The organism is Acinetobacter sp. FDAARGOS_559, assembly GCF_003940475.1.
Classification (GTDB): domain Bacteria; phylum Pseudomonadota; class Gammaproteobacteria; order Pseudomonadales; family Moraxellaceae; genus Acinetobacter; species Acinetobacter baumannii.
The window spans coordinates 1164295-1180482 of the sequence record NZ_RKJG01000005.1; the positions used below are offsets into that span (position 1 = coordinate 1164295).

Annotated in this window: 14 protein-coding genes and 1 tRNA gene; 10 read left to right on the top strand and 5 right to left on the bottom strand. The window is 34.6% G+C overall.

What is annotated here, in order from left to right; genetic code table 11:
• The first annotated feature begins 155 nt into the window (after window positions 1-155).
• On the top strand, window positions 156-2183 hold the full coding sequence (basB, locus tag EGS71_RS07135) for an acinetobactin non-ribosomal peptide synthetase subunit BasB (protein WP_000939837.1): 2028 nt from the start codon (window positions 156-158) through the stop codon (window positions 2181-2183).
• 70 nt (window positions 2184-2253) lie between these two features.
• Here basB and basA read toward each other — a convergent pair whose 3' ends face one another.
• Complete coding sequence (gene basA, locus EGS71_RS07140) at window positions 2254-4101, bottom strand: acinetobactin non-ribosomal peptide synthetase subunit BasA (RefSeq protein WP_000910265.1); 1848 nt, start codon at window positions 4099-4101, stop codon at window positions 2254-2256.
• A 393-nt stretch (window positions 4102-4494) separates the two neighbouring features.
• Between basA and bauF the strand changes: the two genes are divergently transcribed.
• Window positions 4495-5355, top strand: coding sequence for an acinetobactin utilization protein BauF (gene bauF, locus EGS71_RS07145; RefSeq protein ID WP_000160874.1), 861 nt, complete (start codon window positions 4495-4497; stop codon window positions 5353-5355).
• Here bauF and EGS71_RS07150 read toward each other — a convergent pair.
• Window positions 5352-5975, bottom strand: a complete 624-nt coding sequence (locus tag EGS71_RS07150) for a helix-turn-helix transcriptional regulator (protein WP_000528179.1) — start codon at window positions 5973-5975, stop codon at window positions 5352-5354. The genes bauF and EGS71_RS07150 overlap by 4 nt on opposite strands.
• A gap of 252 nt (window positions 5976-6227) precedes the next feature.
• Here EGS71_RS07150 and EGS71_RS07155 point away from each other — a divergent pair, with 252 nt between their 5' ends.
• The 3 genes from EGS71_RS07155 (at window position 6228) to EGS71_RS22880 (ending at window position 8331) form a co-directional block, all read left to right on the top strand.
• Entirely contained in the window at window positions 6228-7196 is a 969-nt protein-coding gene (locus EGS71_RS07155) for a threo-3-hydroxy-L-aspartate ammonia-lyase (RefSeq protein ID WP_000793838.1), read from the top strand.
• A 244-nt stretch (window positions 7197-7440) separates the two neighbouring features.
• Window positions 7441-8127 (top strand): pirin family protein, encoded by a 687-nt coding sequence (locus EGS71_RS07160; RefSeq protein WP_000995342.1) that lies wholly within the window; start codon window positions 7441-7443, stop codon window positions 8125-8127.
• A gap of 78 nt (window positions 8128-8205) precedes the next feature.
• Complete coding sequence (locus EGS71_RS22880; protein WP_262975633.1) at window positions 8206-8331, top strand: hypothetical protein; 126 nt, start codon at window positions 8206-8208, stop codon at window positions 8329-8331.
• Between the two features lie 231 nt (window positions 8332-8562).
• On the opposite strand, the gene EGS71_RS07165 is transcribed toward EGS71_RS22880, so the two are convergent.
• A complete protein-coding gene (locus EGS71_RS07165; RefSeq protein ID WP_001246782.1) occupies window positions 8563-9126 on the bottom strand; it encodes a TetR/AcrR family transcriptional regulator in 564 nt (187 codons plus the stop codon).
• Window positions 9127-10043: 917 nt separating this feature from the next.
• Here EGS71_RS07165 and EGS71_RS07175 point away from each other — a divergent pair.
• From EGS71_RS07175 to EGS71_RS07195, 5 genes are read left to right on the top strand one after another with little or no spacing between them, the layout of a single operon-like run.
• Window positions 10044-10682 carry a dUTP diphosphatase gene (locus EGS71_RS07175; RefSeq protein WP_002010310.1) on the top strand — a complete coding sequence of 213 codons (639 nt, stop codon included), beginning with the start codon at window positions 10044-10046 and terminating at the stop codon, window positions 10680-10682.
• Window positions 10679-11626, top strand: coding sequence for a hypothetical protein (locus tag EGS71_RS07180; protein ID WP_000564578.1), 948 nt, complete (start codon window positions 10679-10681; stop codon window positions 11624-11626). The genes EGS71_RS07175 and EGS71_RS07180 overlap by 4 nt, the downstream gene beginning before the upstream one ends.
• Window positions 11626-13503, top strand: coding sequence for a hypothetical protein (locus EGS71_RS07185; RefSeq protein WP_001054892.1), 1878 nt, complete (start codon window positions 11626-11628; stop codon window positions 13501-13503). Before EGS71_RS07180 ends, EGS71_RS07185 begins: the two co-directional genes overlap by 1 nt.
• Window positions 13490-14482, top strand: coding sequence for a hypothetical protein (locus EGS71_RS07190; protein ID WP_000280761.1), 993 nt, complete (start codon window positions 13490-13492; stop codon window positions 14480-14482). Before EGS71_RS07185 ends, EGS71_RS07190 begins: the two co-directional genes overlap by 14 nt.
• A gap of 3 nt (window positions 14483-14485) precedes the next feature.
• A complete protein-coding gene (locus EGS71_RS07195; RefSeq protein WP_000566930.1) occupies window positions 14486-15502 on the top strand; it encodes a class I SAM-dependent methyltransferase in 1017 nt (338 codons plus the stop codon).
• A gap of 138 nt (window positions 15503-15640) precedes the next feature.
• On the opposite strand, the gene EGS71_RS07200 is transcribed toward EGS71_RS07195, so the two are convergent.
• Window positions 15641-15717, bottom strand: a tRNA-Val gene (locus EGS71_RS07200).
• A gap of 168 nt (window positions 15718-15885) precedes the next feature.
• Complete coding sequence (locus EGS71_RS07205; RefSeq protein ID WP_001009533.1) at window positions 15886-16188, bottom strand: YbdD/YjiX family protein; 303 nt, start codon at window positions 16186-16188, stop codon at window positions 15886-15888.

Genomic DNA, 16188 nt, shown 5'->3' on the forward strand with positions numbered 1-16188 from the left:
ATTATGAATTATATGAAATTTAATCTAATGTAAAAATTTGCGAAATAAAAATTGATGAAAATAGCCATTTGATAAACCAGGATTCATTTATGTTGGAACAATTTTCCAAATCGCCCTCTCTCCTTTCGGTTACTGATTACGAAGAACATATCTGGATGTTGCAATTACAACAGCCTGAACAAGTTAACCGACGTTTTAATCTATGGAAACTTAATCAAGATTTAGACATTCAACTGCTCACTAAAGCAATTCAAGACATCATTAAAACTACACCTGACTTAAATGTCCGCTATACATTTAGTGACGAAGGTGATTTATACAAATATCCATTTGATGACCATTCAACTTGCCTAGAAGTAAAAAAGAGCAATGCAGAACACGTATTTGAGCAGGTAAATACCTTAAAAGCGCAAGCATGGAATGCAGAATTTCATCCCCCTTTTTTTACAAGTCTCGTAGAAACTGAACAAGACTATTTCCTTATTTTAGCGCTCCACCCGATTCTCGATGAAAGCTATCAAAAGTCAGATTTCATTCAAGCTATACAAAATCGATATCAACAATATTCACCCAATAATGTGCCATTGGTGCTGACAGAAATTGATATCTCAAATCATCTTGCAAGTTCTACAAAAGCGCCAGAACAACCTAATCAAACTTATGTTTCAGAAATTATTTTAGAAGAGTTCCGAAATACGCTCGCTGAACCAGAAATGAGCCAACATGATGACTTTTTTGATTTTGGTGGCCATTCACTATTAGCAACACGAATTATTGGAAACCTACTCAATAAACATGGAATTGAGATTCAATTTAATGATTTCTTTAAATCCCCATCTGCTGCTGATTTAGCTCAATACGCTTTAGTTAAATCTGCAAAAACTGAAAAAACTACCTTACAAAGTGTCGATCAAGCCCCGCTTACTTTAGCTCAAGATTTCCTGTGGCAAGCTTATTCCGCGTTCGATTTTAGCCCAATTTATAACTTACCATTTGCCGTAGAATTCCTTGAAGAAATTAATGAAGATGTTTTCTTTCAGGCGTTTACAGATATTGTTGAGCGCCATGCAGGTTTACGCACAATTTTTAATAGCGCCAATGGTCAAACCTATCAACAGGTTATTCCTACATCTGAACTTAAACAATTCAAATGGTTTTGGAACAGTGCCGAAAGTCACGATGCAACGCTTGCAAGTGAAGCTTCATATAAATTTGATTTAACCCGTGAACTTCCCCTAAGAATTCGTTTAATTCGAAATGCTAAAGGTCGCCAAACTTTATCGTTTTTAGTTCATCACATGGTGATTGATGAATGGTCTTTAAATACGATTATGGCTGACCTTGCGCATGCTTATCTTGCTCGCTCAAATGCTCAAGCCCCAAACTGGAAGGCACCTGCCCAATCCATTCTTGATTTTTCTTTACTCCAGCAAAAACAAGGTATCAACCAAGACCATCTAAATTATTGGACTAACCTATTAAGAGGAGCAACCAAAGGTCTAAACCTTCCTGTTTCGGAACATGAATTAAATACTGAAAAGGAAAAACCACAAGTCCAATGGCTCGAACTTAAATTTGCACCGGAAATGTATGAAAAGCTTCTCGCATTTTCGAGACAACATAGCTCTTCTATTTTCGCGGTTCTCTATACTGCTATCGCCCATGCATTACAGCAACAAGGTAATTTAAAAGATATTGTGATTGGTACTTCTGCCTCTGGACGAACTGATCCTGAGTTTTTTGATACGGTGGGTTACTTTACGACCATGGTTGCGCATCGCACACAGTTTAGCCCTTCAGATTCATTCCAATCGTTGCTCCACAATATCAGCACAATGATTAATACCTCGATGGCCTATGCAGATATTCCAATCAACCATATACAAAATGCATTAGGAATGAGCGCAGATGAAGGACTGTTATTTGATGTGTTTATTCATATCCATTCAAATAATGCTTTAAACGGCGCGCTCAAAACACCACAGGGACAAGACCTTCCTTATCGTCAGATTTTGCCGGAACGTGATGAATCGATGTTCGGGTTACATTTTGAAATTATGGAAAATGTGATTGATGGACAGCATCAGTTAAGCATGATTATTACGTATCAGGCCCACCGCTTCCCGACTGCAACAGTGCAAAGTATCTGTGAAAAAATTAAGGCAACCTTAGCTCAAATCTAGTTACCCTAAAACCCACCATGTGCTTAAAAGCAAACAACTCAACTCCGCTTTTAAGCACATTTCAATTTTTCTATTTTATTTGCTGCTCTACTTTATTCACCACATCCTGAATTGTTTTGCAGCTAACTAGCGTATAAAAATCAATTTGTGTATTGAGTTTTTGAGAAAGTTTCTGAGCAATACTCATGAGTTGTTTCGGACGAACGCCTATCGCTAATATTTCACTTCTATAAAAAATATCCATTTTTTCAGCTTGACTGTCAGATATGCATTCACGGAAAACCGATAAAACCGAATCCCCCACCTCAGCGATTGATGACTGTGTTTTAGAAGAGTTTGCAGACAACGTAGAAGTTACGTAAATTTTCCCCTGAGCGATTTCTTGCACAGCTTTACGATCAATTTTTCCATTTCGGGTCAGAGGTATGGTTTCGACGGCCAAATATTTGGAAGGAATATGTGAACTCGGTAAATGTATTTTTAAAAAGTTCTTTAATTCGGGAGTATTTAAGCGAGTAGTTTTGTATTTATTTTCTAGAGTGTAAACGGCGACTAACTCTTGAGTTTCAGTTGTTGGATGTACACAACTTACTACCACACAGTTATGGATATACGGGTTCTTCGTCAAAGCATTTTCAACCTCGGCCGCAGAGATTCTCACACCTTTTATTTTTAAATAACCTTCCTCACGTCCCGCAAAAATAATATTTCCATCTTCCCTAAAATATCCTTGATCACTCATGCGAAAAGCAGTTTGAGTTTCATTTTCACTCGCTTGAATTTCAACGAAATCTTTATAGTAAATTTCCCCATCAAGTAAATAACCATTAGATAAATTTAGGCCAGTCATATACATCGTACCGACCTCACCCATTTGGCAAGGCTTCAGATTTTCATCCAAAATAAAATAACGGTTATTTTCTAAAGCTTTTCCATACGGAATAATTTCCTGATCCTGCTCATTTATTTCATGCCATATACTCCAAATTGTGGTCTCGGTAGGTCCACCTAATGAAAATAAACGAGCGTTAGGCAATTGTTGTCTTAACTTCGCTATAAGTGAAGGCTTGATATAGTCACCGCCTTGGGCAATTAAACGCAAAGACTGTAGTTGTTCTTTTTGAGCTACACTGAACAGCATATCGACAATGGCAGGAACACTGCTCCAAATTGTAACCTTGCAACGATCTACTAAATTGGCCCAGACAACGGCATTTTTACTTTGCTCAAAAGATGGAACCACCAAAGTTGCACCCACTGCCATTGAAGCAAATATATCAAATACCGACATATCATGATGAAACGGTGTTACCGCCATAATCACATCGTCAGCAGTAATTTTCCATTCCGAGATTGTCTGTTGTAGCGTGTTTTCTGTGGCCTGATTATTTAAGACTACACATTTCGGAGTCCCTGTACTTCCCGAAGTATATAAATAATAAGCCGGACGTCGGTTAATTTCTGCATTTAAGCTCGGTTCATACTCAGTTGTGGCCGATAAAATCTCATTAATATTTAGTGTTTGCACACCTGCAATGGATGAGTCACTTACCACAACATCTGCCCGACTATTCGTCAATAAATAGTTCAGACGCGACGGTGGAGAATCCATATCTACAGGTAGCCAAATGATACCTGTAAGCGCACATGCCAAAGCTGTATAAATATGCTCAGGACTTTTTCTCAGGCAAATTGCCACCACTGACCCTGTTGCCAAGTCTTGCATTTTTAGTGCATACATGACTTTGGCGACCTGAGTCCCTACCTCAGCATAACTAATGCTACGACCTTCAAAAATGAGTGCTGTTCGATTGGAATTTTGCTCAAAAATATTTTCATAAATTCGCTTTAAGAAATTTTCTACATTGTTATTTTTATCATTCGTTTGCCCTAAATTTTGACTCAAATCTTTTAGCATTTATCTTGGTCCTCACCCTATTCTTTATGCAATACCACCCAACCTAATATTCAAAACAAAGTTATAAAAATTTCGTCTTTATCGCTGTTTGTTTGAATAATAGATACCCCAGCACAATAATATAAATGATAATCATTTACAATTACTATTAAGAGAAATATCAATTTCTCTCCTTTAAAAGCCATTAATAAAAAATGATAAATATCAAAATAATAAAATAATTTTTGCTATTCGATTTAATTGCTTAGAGAACTAATTCTATCGTTTAAAACCCACAATTAATAATGATTATTATTTACATTGAGAGCTAACTTGGTTATCGTAATGAATAGAGAGACTACATCTATATCAATTATTACGCTCTATAGTAATCATGAAGCTTGGGTTATATGTATGACAAAAATTGCAGAAAAATCGAAACAAGAATATGGCGACTTACTAAAAGAAAAAGACCATTTACAAGATATGGAACAGCTTGAGATGACTATCGTCTCGATCCATACGCCGTATCCGTCCATTGTAAGAATTCAAGGAAAAATCAACACATTACAGCCAGAGCTTTGGCAAGCTCCCAATTTAGCAATTCGGTTAATTGTGAGCAATCCGCCAGAGGGACAACCCATTTCACGCGTCTATACGGTCCGTTCATTTAACCCTATAAACGCTCAAATCGAAATTGATTTTGTTAAACATGAAGATTTAAGCCCAGCAATGGAATGGCTTAATTCGGCTCAAGTAGGTACAAAAATCGGGCTTATTGGCCCCCGCCCTCATTTCATTCCCAATTTCACAGCTAAAAAGCATGTGGTCATGTTTGCCGACGATACGGCTGTACCCGCGTTATATTCAATACTCAAGCAATGGGAACTCGGCATAAGTGCGGATATTTTCATTGAAAGTTTTGAAAAAGACATTGCTAGCCAATTACCCGAACTTGAGCATGTCAAAATTCATTCGTTCCATAAAGAACATCACACGTCACAGAAAGGCCTTCTTTTAAAGGCAGCATTTGCGCTAGAAAATTATGAAAATATTACGATTTGGGCGGCTTGCGAACGCAACGAAGCAAGAGCCTTACGTCAATTTTTTCTAGAAGACCAACAGTTAAATAAAAATGACGTGCGCATTGCTGGCTACTGGAGAGATGGCATATCAAGTTCAGAGTTAGACAAACTGCGTGCTCAACATTATCAGGAACATATTCAGCAAGGTAAGACCTTAAACGAATATGATGACCTCGATTTGGCAAATTAAGTTTCTTTTACATACAAATAGGCACTGGCTCTGGATATACCTAAATGTTGGGCAACCGTTTCCACCGCCTTTTTAATTTCTAGTAAGCCATTATTCTTGAGTTCTTGTATTAATTGCTTTCTCTCATTGAGTTTTAACATACGCGGTGTAGTGGCATGTTTTGAAGCAAACTGATCGATATATTTTCGAATTGCTTCCGTGCCATTCGGTTCCAAGTTTTCAATAATGCTGTCAGTTTCAATTTTAGTGAAATGCTCTAAAGCGCTTTGCATCCCTCTAAATAAGGTTAAATCAATATTCATACATAAAGCAGCTACGTACTGGCCCTCTTCATCTTTAATGCCGATCGAGGTGCTTTTTGCAGGGCGGCCATCTGCAAACTGGTTAGCATAGTTTGTAATAAGGTTTGGAAACTCCGGAGACATAATTCTTGCCAGCCCCAACTCAGTTGCCGGATCTCCAACTTGTCGGCCAGATAAATTATTGTGTATGGATAGTATGGCATGCTCAGGATTGGTTAAGTCATGGACAACCACTTCACAAAAAGGCGCTAGTGTTTCACTTAACCCTTTCGCGATAGTATCAAGTTGAGTGAGTAAATGTTTATCACGATTGCCCAATGTATTTCTCCTAATGACTTCATTACTGTTTCAAACCTTACATTGACCAAGCAAACAGTAATTTAGACTTTTTATCTAATTTTAAACTTAATGTAAATCAAAATCTTATATCTCATTGTTATCAAATTAAAAAATAAATTAGACATTTTATCTAAATATATATATTTTATCTAAACAAGGTCAATAGATTGTGCTTTCCTTGGCAATACGAAATCTTGCATCCGAAAACATTGAATAGAATCAGGTTTAATTATGAAAAATTTAACCCTTCCCACTTATGAAGATGTTGCAGCCGCTGCTGAACGTATAAAAGATTTTATAAATAAAACTCCTGTTTTAACTTCACGTACGGTGAACAATGAATTTGAAGCAGAAGTGTTCTTTAAATGTGAGAATTTTCAGCGTGTAGGCGCTTTCAAATTTCGTGGTGCCATGAATGCACTTTTGCAATTTAATGAGATTCAAAAGAAAGCAGGTGTAGTTGCTTTTTCTTCGGGAAATCATGCACAAGCCATTGCGCTTTCATCAAAAATTCTTGGTATTCCAGCAACCATTATCATGCCTAAAGATGCACCTGCTGCAAAAATGGCAGCAACGCGAGAATACGGCGGCAATATTGTTGAATTTGACCGTTATACGGAAGATCGGGAAAAAATTGGAAAAGAGATTGCCGAAAAAAATGGTCTGACATTAATTCCGTCTTATGACCACCCGCATGTGATTGCAGGTCAAGGTACGGCTGCTAAAGAGTTATTTGAAGAAGTTGGTGATTTAGATTACCTGTTTGTATGTTTAGGTGGCGGCGGTTTGTTGGCAGGTTCTGCCCTGTCTGCTCGCCAGCTTTCTCCGAACTGCAAAATATATGGCGTTGAACCTGCGCTAGGAAATGATGGACAAATGTCTTTTAGAAAAGACGAAATTGTTCATATTGATACCCCTCCAACCATTGCCGATGGCGCGCAAACTCAATATTTAGGCAAATTGACCTTTCCTATTATTCAACAGAAAGTTGATGACATTTTGACGGTCACAGACGAAGAACTCATTAACGCTATGAAGTTCTTTGCTGAAAGAATGAAGATGGTGGTTGAACCGACTGGATGTCTCGGATTTGCGGCTGCCCGTAATTTAAAAGATGAGTTAAAAGGCAAACGTATCGGCATTATTATTAGTGGTGGCAATGTCGATATTTCTAAATACGCGGAGTTTTTATCTGCTTAATCAAACTCAGTGTCTCTCTATAATTTCCTTTAAAGCCTTATAGATAGACATTTATATGTAAAGTCTTTTTAAAAAGCCTGTTTTATACAGGCTTTTTTTATATCTAAAATTTAAAACGAATATTTATAAAAATCTTAATCATCTTAAAAATGCAACAATATGTTGCATCTACTCTATTTTTAGCTTTACCCCACAGGTTTAACATATTCCTCAAGAGATAAATAATAATTGAGGAGATCGAGTCATGAATGCTTATTTGCATCGTAGTGAAGATCGTGGTCATGTTAAAGCAAGCTGGTTAGAGTCTTATCATAGCTTTTCGTTTGGTAGCTGGTATAACCCTAAATATATGGGGGTAAGTGCACTTCGAGTCATTAATGATGACCGAATCGATGCCCACAACGGTTTCGGTACTCACTCGCATGACAATATGGAAATTTTAACCTGTGTGCTTGATGGTGCAATTTCACACCGTGACACCATGGGAAATGAAGGCCAGATTAAAGCAGGTGAATGGCAACTTATGAGTGCCGGAACAGGTGTTGCTCATAGTGAGATTAATAACACCGATACGCCAGTGCACTTATTACAAATCTGGATTATTCCTGATGTAAAAGAAGCCGAGCCAAATTATCAGCAAATTAGTTTGGACCCACGTAATCAACCGAACGAATGGCATTTGATTGCAGGCCCTGACGCAAATGCACCAATGCATATTCGCCAAGATACACAGGTAAAATCTGCTGTACTTGAAAAAGGTCGTGAACTGCCAGTTGAGACTTCAAAACGAGTAAATTACGTTCATGTAATTTCAGGTGAAGTTCGTATTGGTGAGTACGAAGTGAAAGCGGGTGATGCTCTGGTCTTTGAAGATAATGCCGTGATTCATGCAAATGAAGACAGCCAGTTTATCTGGTTTGATTTACCTTAAACTGCTAAAAAGCCCTTTTATATGAAAGGGCTTTTTAGTCACTGCTACCGCCCCCATCACATCCGCCTGAGTCGGAAAATGATGAGCAATCATTTGATGAATGAGAACTATGGTGACTGTTATCGTAAATATGGTGGTGTGGTGAATGTGTTGAAGCTGAATAATCATGCTCACCCGATGGTGAATAATTTTTTGAATTTCTGAGTAATGCGATTAAGCAAATGATTCCAATACTCGAAAAAATGGCTATAAATATCACAATAAATAACTTCAAATAACGTCCTCCCTCATACAGCTATAGAGATCATTGTTGTTTTTCTCTTTCATTATTTAAAGGAGCCATGCTAAATAAACAAGTTATTTTTTGATAAATACAGCATGCAGCCCCTTTCTTATAACTCGTATTTAGCCGCTACTGACACAACCCTAAACTTTTCATTTGCATGTAGTTAGTCCTCTTAAAAAACATTCAAACACACTCTCCCGCTCGCTTACCCCACCTGAGCTTAAAAGCTGAATAATTGTGCCCTCCACCATATATAAAAATAGTTTGGCATCGGTAAAAGAGACATCGGGTTTAAGCAATCTAAGTTGGCTATAAATCTCATTTTTTAGCCATGTTCTATAGCGTACTGCGGATTGATAAGCGTTGGGATAGCTATTTTTAATTTCAAAAACGGCTTTAAATAATAAGTAATACGGCCCTTCTACATCGGTATGTAAATCATAAAGTTTTTTGAGTTTATCGATTGCGGAAGTACTTAAATCATATTCGACCATTGCGACTACTTGTTCTTGAAGCTTTTCTTTTTGCACCATTAGGCAGATTTCAATAAGCCTTTCTTTAGAGTGAAAGTAATTATAAAAAGTCGCTTTTGTAATCTCTGATTCTTTCACTATTCTGTCGACGCCAATAAGGTGAAACCCACGGTGATGAAACAGATCAATTGCTTTATTTACAACGTATAAGGCACGTGTTGGGAGAACTACATTTCGCATAATTTTACCGTTATAAATTCTTGTTGTTTGTAAATGAGATACTTTTTTGGGAGAAAAAAAGGCACAGCAAAGCCTATAAAGACTGTGCTTGGCACATCTCAAGTTTTATTGTTGCTAAGTTTTTGGTTGTGACGATTTAAAGCCTGAAAGGCCTAATAGCCCTCAAACTGCTTTAAAGTTTATGTGGTGTCGTTATAGCTTTTGGCATTGAGAGCCAAGAAATAATGGATGTGCAAAGCCAACTCCTTTTTATTGGGAGTTCTGCCAAAGCATTAAAATTATGGTGGCAGAACGAGAAAGGGTTAGCAGACTGGTGAAAGATATAACCAGCACACCCGTAGGTGTCCCTCTCCCGTCCTACCGCTACGGGAGGAGACTAGGAGTTTACACATAAGAGTATCCCTCAGATGGAATAACTCTGATGCGATCTTTCATCACGGTCTGCTAAAACCGACTGGCAATGTGGCCAGCAGGCAAAGGATAGTGCTCTGCCCTTTAGCAGTCAAGCACACAAAATGACATTTGCTTTAATTTAGATCATTAAAAAAGTAAGGCTAAATAATGAGTAAGTTATTGTTTAAGAGGGGTTTATAAGGGTGGGAAGATAAAGAAATATGAATGAAGCCTTCATTGACTGAGCTTTATTATTAAATCTATTTCTTGTTTATATAATTTTTAATATTTTAGTTTACATAACATTAAAAAGCCATAATTGATTGATAAATAATAATTTAATAAATTAATTTAGGATTTTAATAATACGAAAAATTGCTTTTCATGAGTTTATTATCATCAAACAACAAGGATTATGGTAAAAATTATTCTTTCAGCAATATATCATTGATATAATTGAAAACACTAAATTTCAGTTCGATCTGACTAACTAGACAATTAAATTAATTTGTGAGTACTTAAAAGTGGAATTCAAAAAAATAGAACATATGCTATCCCTCCAAGATCAAGTAAACTCGCTGATTTCAACACATTGGAGACAAAATCAAAATCCTTGGTACCGAGCAATTTGGCTTGAGAGTGCTGAGCTATTGGAACATCTTTCTTGGAAATGGTGGAGCCATAATAAAAATAATATTGAACAAGCTCAATTAGAGTTGATAGATATTTGGCATTTTGGTCTTAGTGATTTATTACAGAAATATGGTACATCTGAAGAGGTTATTAATTTTCTAAAAGAAACTCACAATGAAGATGAACCAAAAATAGAAAATGTAACGGATATCCACCTTTTAATTGAAAGGTTTGCTTTATCAACATTAAAAAATAAATCATTCGATATATCTTTATTCTTTAATTTATGTGAAATTTTAAATTTAGAATTCAATGAATTATATAAAATTTATTTAGGAAAGAACGTACTAAATGAGTTTAGACAAAAAAATGGCTATAAAACAGGTAACTATAAGAAAATCTGGAACAAGCATGAAGATAATTACTATTTATTTAAAATTATTAATGAACTTGATGTCGATAAAAGTGAATTTTGCCATCTTGTATATGAAAAATTAGATAATCAGTATCAAGAGTCTTTTAAATCATGATAGATGAAGATGAAATTGAGCGGCATCTACGTATCTCTAAAGATATGTGGTCTGATCTTGTTATGCTCCAAAGTTGGCCGCAGCAACGATATTTTAATCCTCGAGGATGGGTTCAAAATTTTAGGAAAAGTGAAATACCATATGCTCTTCGATTAATTGACAACATGACATACTATTCAGATGAAATGAGTAAAGCTCTTTTTAAGAGTGCTTTTCACAGATTATGTAAAATCATTCTACAAAATGAAACATGTGTACATTACAATCAAGCTTCTATAAATTGGCAAACTTTTAAGAATTCAGCATATATAATCCCAATAAGTGGTGAAACCCCAAACCCCAGTGATAGTGGTTTTAGATATGCCAGATATGCTAGAGATTTATGTAAGATTGAAGAAGCAAATATACTTTCATTAGAGCAAGCGATTAGAACGATTCAAAATGGACGCCCTGCAAAATTAATTTTTGTTGATGATTTTCTAGGCTCTGGAGAACAATTTCTAAAAACATGGTCTAAAAAATTTGATATTGGAGGATCTTATAAATCATTAGCTAATTCAGTGTGTAGTAATAGTAGAATTGAAATATATATTTGTACAATTATTAGTACTCAATATGCCATTGAAAACATTCACCAAGTTTTACCAAATGCTGTTATATCCCCTGCTCACATATTTACCCCTTATCATAGTGTTCTTAGTGAACATTCTTATATTTGGCGTGATGATATGAAAACTGAGGGGCCACAGTTTATACAAGAAATAAGTAGTAGACTTGGGATTCCAGACTTAAATGGAGAACTAGGTGAAAATGATGAAATATGTTGGCGTGGTTTCAAGAAATTAGGCTTGTGCGTCGCTTTTCAGGATTCTATACCTGATGCCTCAATTCCATTACTGAATTTTAGTTCAGAAGAATGGCAACCATTGATTAGGATTGGCTGATGAATTTAACATATCAAGAACTTAAAGATGGAAATGAAAAATTAGGTCTTTATAAAGCAGAATGGTTAAGTGATAAAATTTTTGATTACTTTAGCGAACCAGGTTATTTTCATCAGCTTGTTAATAGTCGACCGTGTATTATTGTAGGTGGCCGAGGCACTGGTAAAACTACCGTTTTAAAAAGTCTATCATATGAAGGACAAAGTAGATTAAATAAGGAATCCTCACCATCTGAATGGAATTTTTATGGTTTATACTGGAAAGTAAATCTAAATCGTATAACTAGTTTTGTGAAGAGAGGCCTTTCAGATAACGAATGGCAGCCGTACTTTATACACTATTTAAATTTAATTTTATGTCATAAATTATGTCAATTTGCAGTTTGGTATGAAAAAACGCAAGATCAAAAATTAAATCTTGATGAAAGACTATTACGTAAAGCTGTAACGACTCTAAATATACCAATAGAATACGTACAAAATATCGAAGACTTAGAGGATGAAATTGATATTTTAATTGCAGAGCTAGAATCTAAGTTAAATACAATTTCAAGCGATGATAAAATTTTCTTGACTATGTTAGGGGCCCCAATAGATAGAGTATCTGAACTTCTACTACAGACTACAGAGTTAAATGGAAAACAATTTGTATTTTTAATCGATGAGTTTGAAAACTTTGAAGATTATCAACAATGTATTGTTAATACATTAATGAAGCAAATTAATCATTTATATACTTTTAAAATCGGTGTCAGAGAGTTGGGTTGGAGAAAACGTTCAACTTTAAGAGAAAATGAAATTCTAAACTCTCCAGCAGACTATTTTAAAATTGATATGAGAACTGTTTTTCAGGAAAATAGTTTTTCAGTTTTTGCAAAACAAGTTGTAGAAAGTCGTTTACCAGAGTTAAAAAAAATTGGAGGTATTGAAAAACTTTTACCATCATTAGTAGAAGAAGAAGAAGCTAATATTCTAATTGGTGCAGAGCAAGAAGCACAAATTAGAAAAAATTTAGCCTCATCATTACCAAAAAAATATTTAAAGCTTTTAGATCAAAAATCTATAGGTCATATTCAATTTATTGACTATATGTCTAGATCACGTGAAGAGCCATTTATAGAAAACTTAATTAACTGGTTAGAAAATGAGGGTGAATGGAAAGACAAGTTTAATAACTATTTTCATGCTTACCTTTTCAGTATAAGAAAAGGTAAATCAGGAATAAGAAAATATTATACAGGTTGGGACACTTTTATATTGTTAGCCAATAATAATATTCGTTATCTTATTGAACTTGTAAATAAATCCATACAAATATACTTAGATAACCAGAGTATAGCCCAAATTCAATATATTGATTTTGATTCTCAGACTAAGGCAACACAAATAATTGCAAAGAAAAATTTTACTGAATTAGAGGGTATTAGTATTAATGGAGCAACATTAACTAAACTTTTATTAGGCTTAGGACGTCTATTTGAAGTTCTAGCTTCCAATTCAGAAGGCCATGCACCAGAAGTAAATCAATTTTATTTAAATAAAACAAGCGAAGAAAATCAAAATGTAGAAGCTATACTTACTCATGCTGTTATGCATTTAGCTCTTATACGTATCCCAGGTACAAAAATAGGTGATATAACAAGTACGAGAGACTTTGATTATATGATCCACCCTATTTTTGCTCCCTTTTTTGTATTTTCTCACAGAAAAAAGAGAAAACTAGCGCTTGAAGCTACAGATATAATTACACTCATTGATGATCCCAAAAAAGCTTTAAAACATCTTATTCAAAAAAATAAGCGACCAGCTGAGGTATTACAATCTTCATTACCCGATCAATTGGACTTATTTGGGGAGTACTTAAATGTATCTAATTGATAGACCTATCATTACTAAAACTTACAATAACTTAGAAAGTATTGAAATTGAAAATGACAGTGTATATTTATATGGACAGAGTCTAGAGGACAGAGCAGATATCTCGACTCTTATTCAAACAGCCTCTAAAAACATAAAATATATAAAATTAAATATTAATAATGAGGAAACTACTCTTTCAGTTCATCTAAAAGAGATTCTTACAGTTAATTTAAATGATGAGAATAGTATTAATAATTTTTTCTCTCATTTTCAAGAAAAAAATTTTTATTTAGATATTACAGGATTAACTCATTCAGCTTGGGCTCCATTAATAAAATTTTTTTCAAAACATAATGAACTTTCTATTAAAGTTATCTATATCGAACCAAGTAGTTATTCCCGAAAATTAGCTCCATTAGATAATGAGTTTTACAATCTGAGCTCACATATTAAAGGAGTAGCCCCTGTAAATGGTTTCCATACTTTAATTGATTCAGATGAATTTACCTTCGTGCCTTTACTGGGATTCGAAGGAGCAAGATTTAATTTAATCAATAATACTGTAGAACCTAAAAGTAAAGACTCTATTATTCCTTTAGTAGGTCTACCAGGTTTTGAACCTTGGTATGTTTTTGAAACTATTCGTGGTAATCGACAAATTTTAAAAATTACTGAATCTTATCAATGGATAGACTACATACCTAGTGATTGTACATTTAGCTGCTACTACAAGTTAGAAGAAATTTTAAATATTAAAAAAAACTTAAAAGTCGCTCCAATCGGCACAAAACCACATGCTTTAGCCGCATTTATTTTGGCGTTAAATTATCCAAATAATGTTGAAATTGTATATGATCACCCTATACGAACATCGAAAAGAACTGACGGAGCTTCCAAAGTTCATGTTTATGATATAAAACATCTGTTTAGGTATCCCCCTTCTATCAACCTCAACCTTGCTGATAGAAGGAGAGAAAGACGAGAAAGACGAACTTAAGTTGTGATAGACCAAATTTTTACTCCAGATGCTCTGGCTAATGAACTAGTACAATTCTATTCATTATCAAGCCCCCCTCTCCTAGTCGCAGATTTCGCGGTAGGAGAAGGAAGTCTCATTCAGGCTGCTCATAAATACTGGCCTGAGGCAAAATATATAGTAAATGATATTGATCAGAATATTCTTAATAAGATTAAATTAAAAAATGCAGAAATTGATTATTATAATGAAGATTTTTTAGTATCTAATTTTACGAAATTGTTTGAAAAAATTGACCTAATATTATTAAACCCTCCCTTTTCACATGGGAATAGAAAAATGTATGTATGGGATGAAAATAACATTTCAAGTGGAATAGCTCTTTTTTTTATTTATAAATCTTTAAATTACTTGACTAAAAATGGTCAACTTTTAGCCATACTACCTAATGGATGTTTTTCAACTGAGCGAGACGCTTTAGGTTTAAAATATATTCAAGATTTTTATCATTTTGAAAAATTTGAAATAAAAAATAATCCGGCTTTCTATAAAGCTCGTCCTAACACAAGTATAGTACGAATTACAAAACAAAAAGATAAATTAAAAAGCTTAAATAATATTAGCCATTCTATACATTCTCAGTTCTTAAATAATTTTAAAGTATTTAGAGGAAATATTCAGCTACACAAAGAAGTAACTAGAGGACCGATACCACTTCTACATACAACTTCATTTAAAAATAATAATGTAGAACCTATCAATTTTATTTTTAGCACTCTCCCTACTGTTAAAGGAAGGATGTTAATTATTCCAAGGGTTGGCAACTTTAATAAAAATCATATTATAATTTATTATGCAAAAAATAATATTCATCTTTCTGATTGTTTATTTTCTATAAAATGTAAAAATCTAAAAGAAGCAACTCTATTAAAAAAATATATTTTTAATAACTGGGAATCCTTCATTAATCTTTACAATGGTTCTGGTGCCAAATTTATTACAAAAAGAAAATTAGAAAATTTTTTACAAAATTTTAAATAGTATTTTTCTATTTTATAATTAGCAAAGACTATATTAAATATAATATTATTTAAAGCCATAAGAAAAGCCCTAAACCATTATAGTTTAGGGCTTTTTTAAGTCATATAAAGCTATTCGAGTTTATATGACTTTAAATCTTGGTAGGCATATCCAGACTCGAACTGGAGACCTCTACGATGTCAACGTAGCGCTCTAACCAACTGAGCTATACGCCTAAGATGGAAAGCATCATATTCATTTTTCAAAAGCAAAACAAGTGATTTACCAGTGAAAAAAATACAAATGAGCAGACTTTGAGCAAACTCTTTTTCATTTCCCAAAAAGTAAAACGGTACATGGTTCAACCACATACCGTCTTTGTTTAGCCAAATATCAAGGTCAACTTAACAAGGGCACTTCTTCAAAGTACCACCTGCAGATGGGTATCTTGCATCAACACAATGTCGATAGAAAGTTTGTGCATCCATAGGCGTTAAATCTGGATGATGGGCTTTCATATGCTCCAGATACGTTTGATAGTCCGGCACACCAACCATGAGTCGGAAGCTTTGCTGTAAACGCTGCCATAAGGTTGCGATACGTGACCAGTTCTTTGGAGAGAGCAATATCTCTTTTTGCGAAAGCACGGTCATTTTGATGATTTTCGCAATAATGACAGTACCATTTTTTGCAAATTTAAAATTCAT

Coding starts and splice junctions, on each gene's coding strand:
- EGS71_RS07185 (WP_001054892.1), top strand. CDS start 11,626: ATGAATTTAACATATCAAGAACTTAAAGATGGAAATGAAAAATTAGGT.
- basB (WP_000939837.1), top strand. CDS start 156: ATGTTGCAATTACAACAGCCTGAACAAGTTAACCGACGTTTTAATCTA.
- bauF (WP_000160874.1), top strand. CDS start 4,495: ATGACAAAAATTGCAGAAAAATCGAAACAAGAATATGGCGACTTACTA.
- basA (WP_000910265.1), bottom strand. CDS start 4,101: ATGCTAAAAGATTTGAGTCAAAATTTAGGGCAAACGAATGATAAAAAT.
- EGS71_RS07190 (WP_000280761.1), top strand. CDS start 13,490: ATGTATCTAATTGATAGACCTATCATTACTAAAACTTACAATAACTTA.
- EGS71_RS07160 (WP_000995342.1), top strand. CDS start 7,441: ATGAATGCTTATTTGCATCGTAGTGAAGATCGTGGTCATGTTAAAGCA.
- EGS71_RS07165 (WP_001246782.1), bottom strand. CDS start 9,126: ATGCGAAATGTAGTTCTCCCAACACGTGCCTTATACGTTGTAAATAAA.
- EGS71_RS07180 (WP_000564578.1), top strand. CDS start 10,679: ATGATAGATGAAGATGAAATTGAGCGGCATCTACGTATCTCTAAAGAT.
- EGS71_RS07205 (WP_001009533.1), bottom strand. CDS start 16,188: ATGAATTTTAAATTTGCAAAAAATGGTACTGTCATTATTGCGAAAATC.
- EGS71_RS22880 (WP_262975633.1), top strand. CDS start 8,206: ATGATGAGCAATCATTTGATGAATGAGAACTATGGTGACTGTTATCGT.
- EGS71_RS07155 (WP_000793838.1), top strand. CDS start 6,228: ATGAAAAATTTAACCCTTCCCACTTATGAAGATGTTGCAGCCGCTGCT.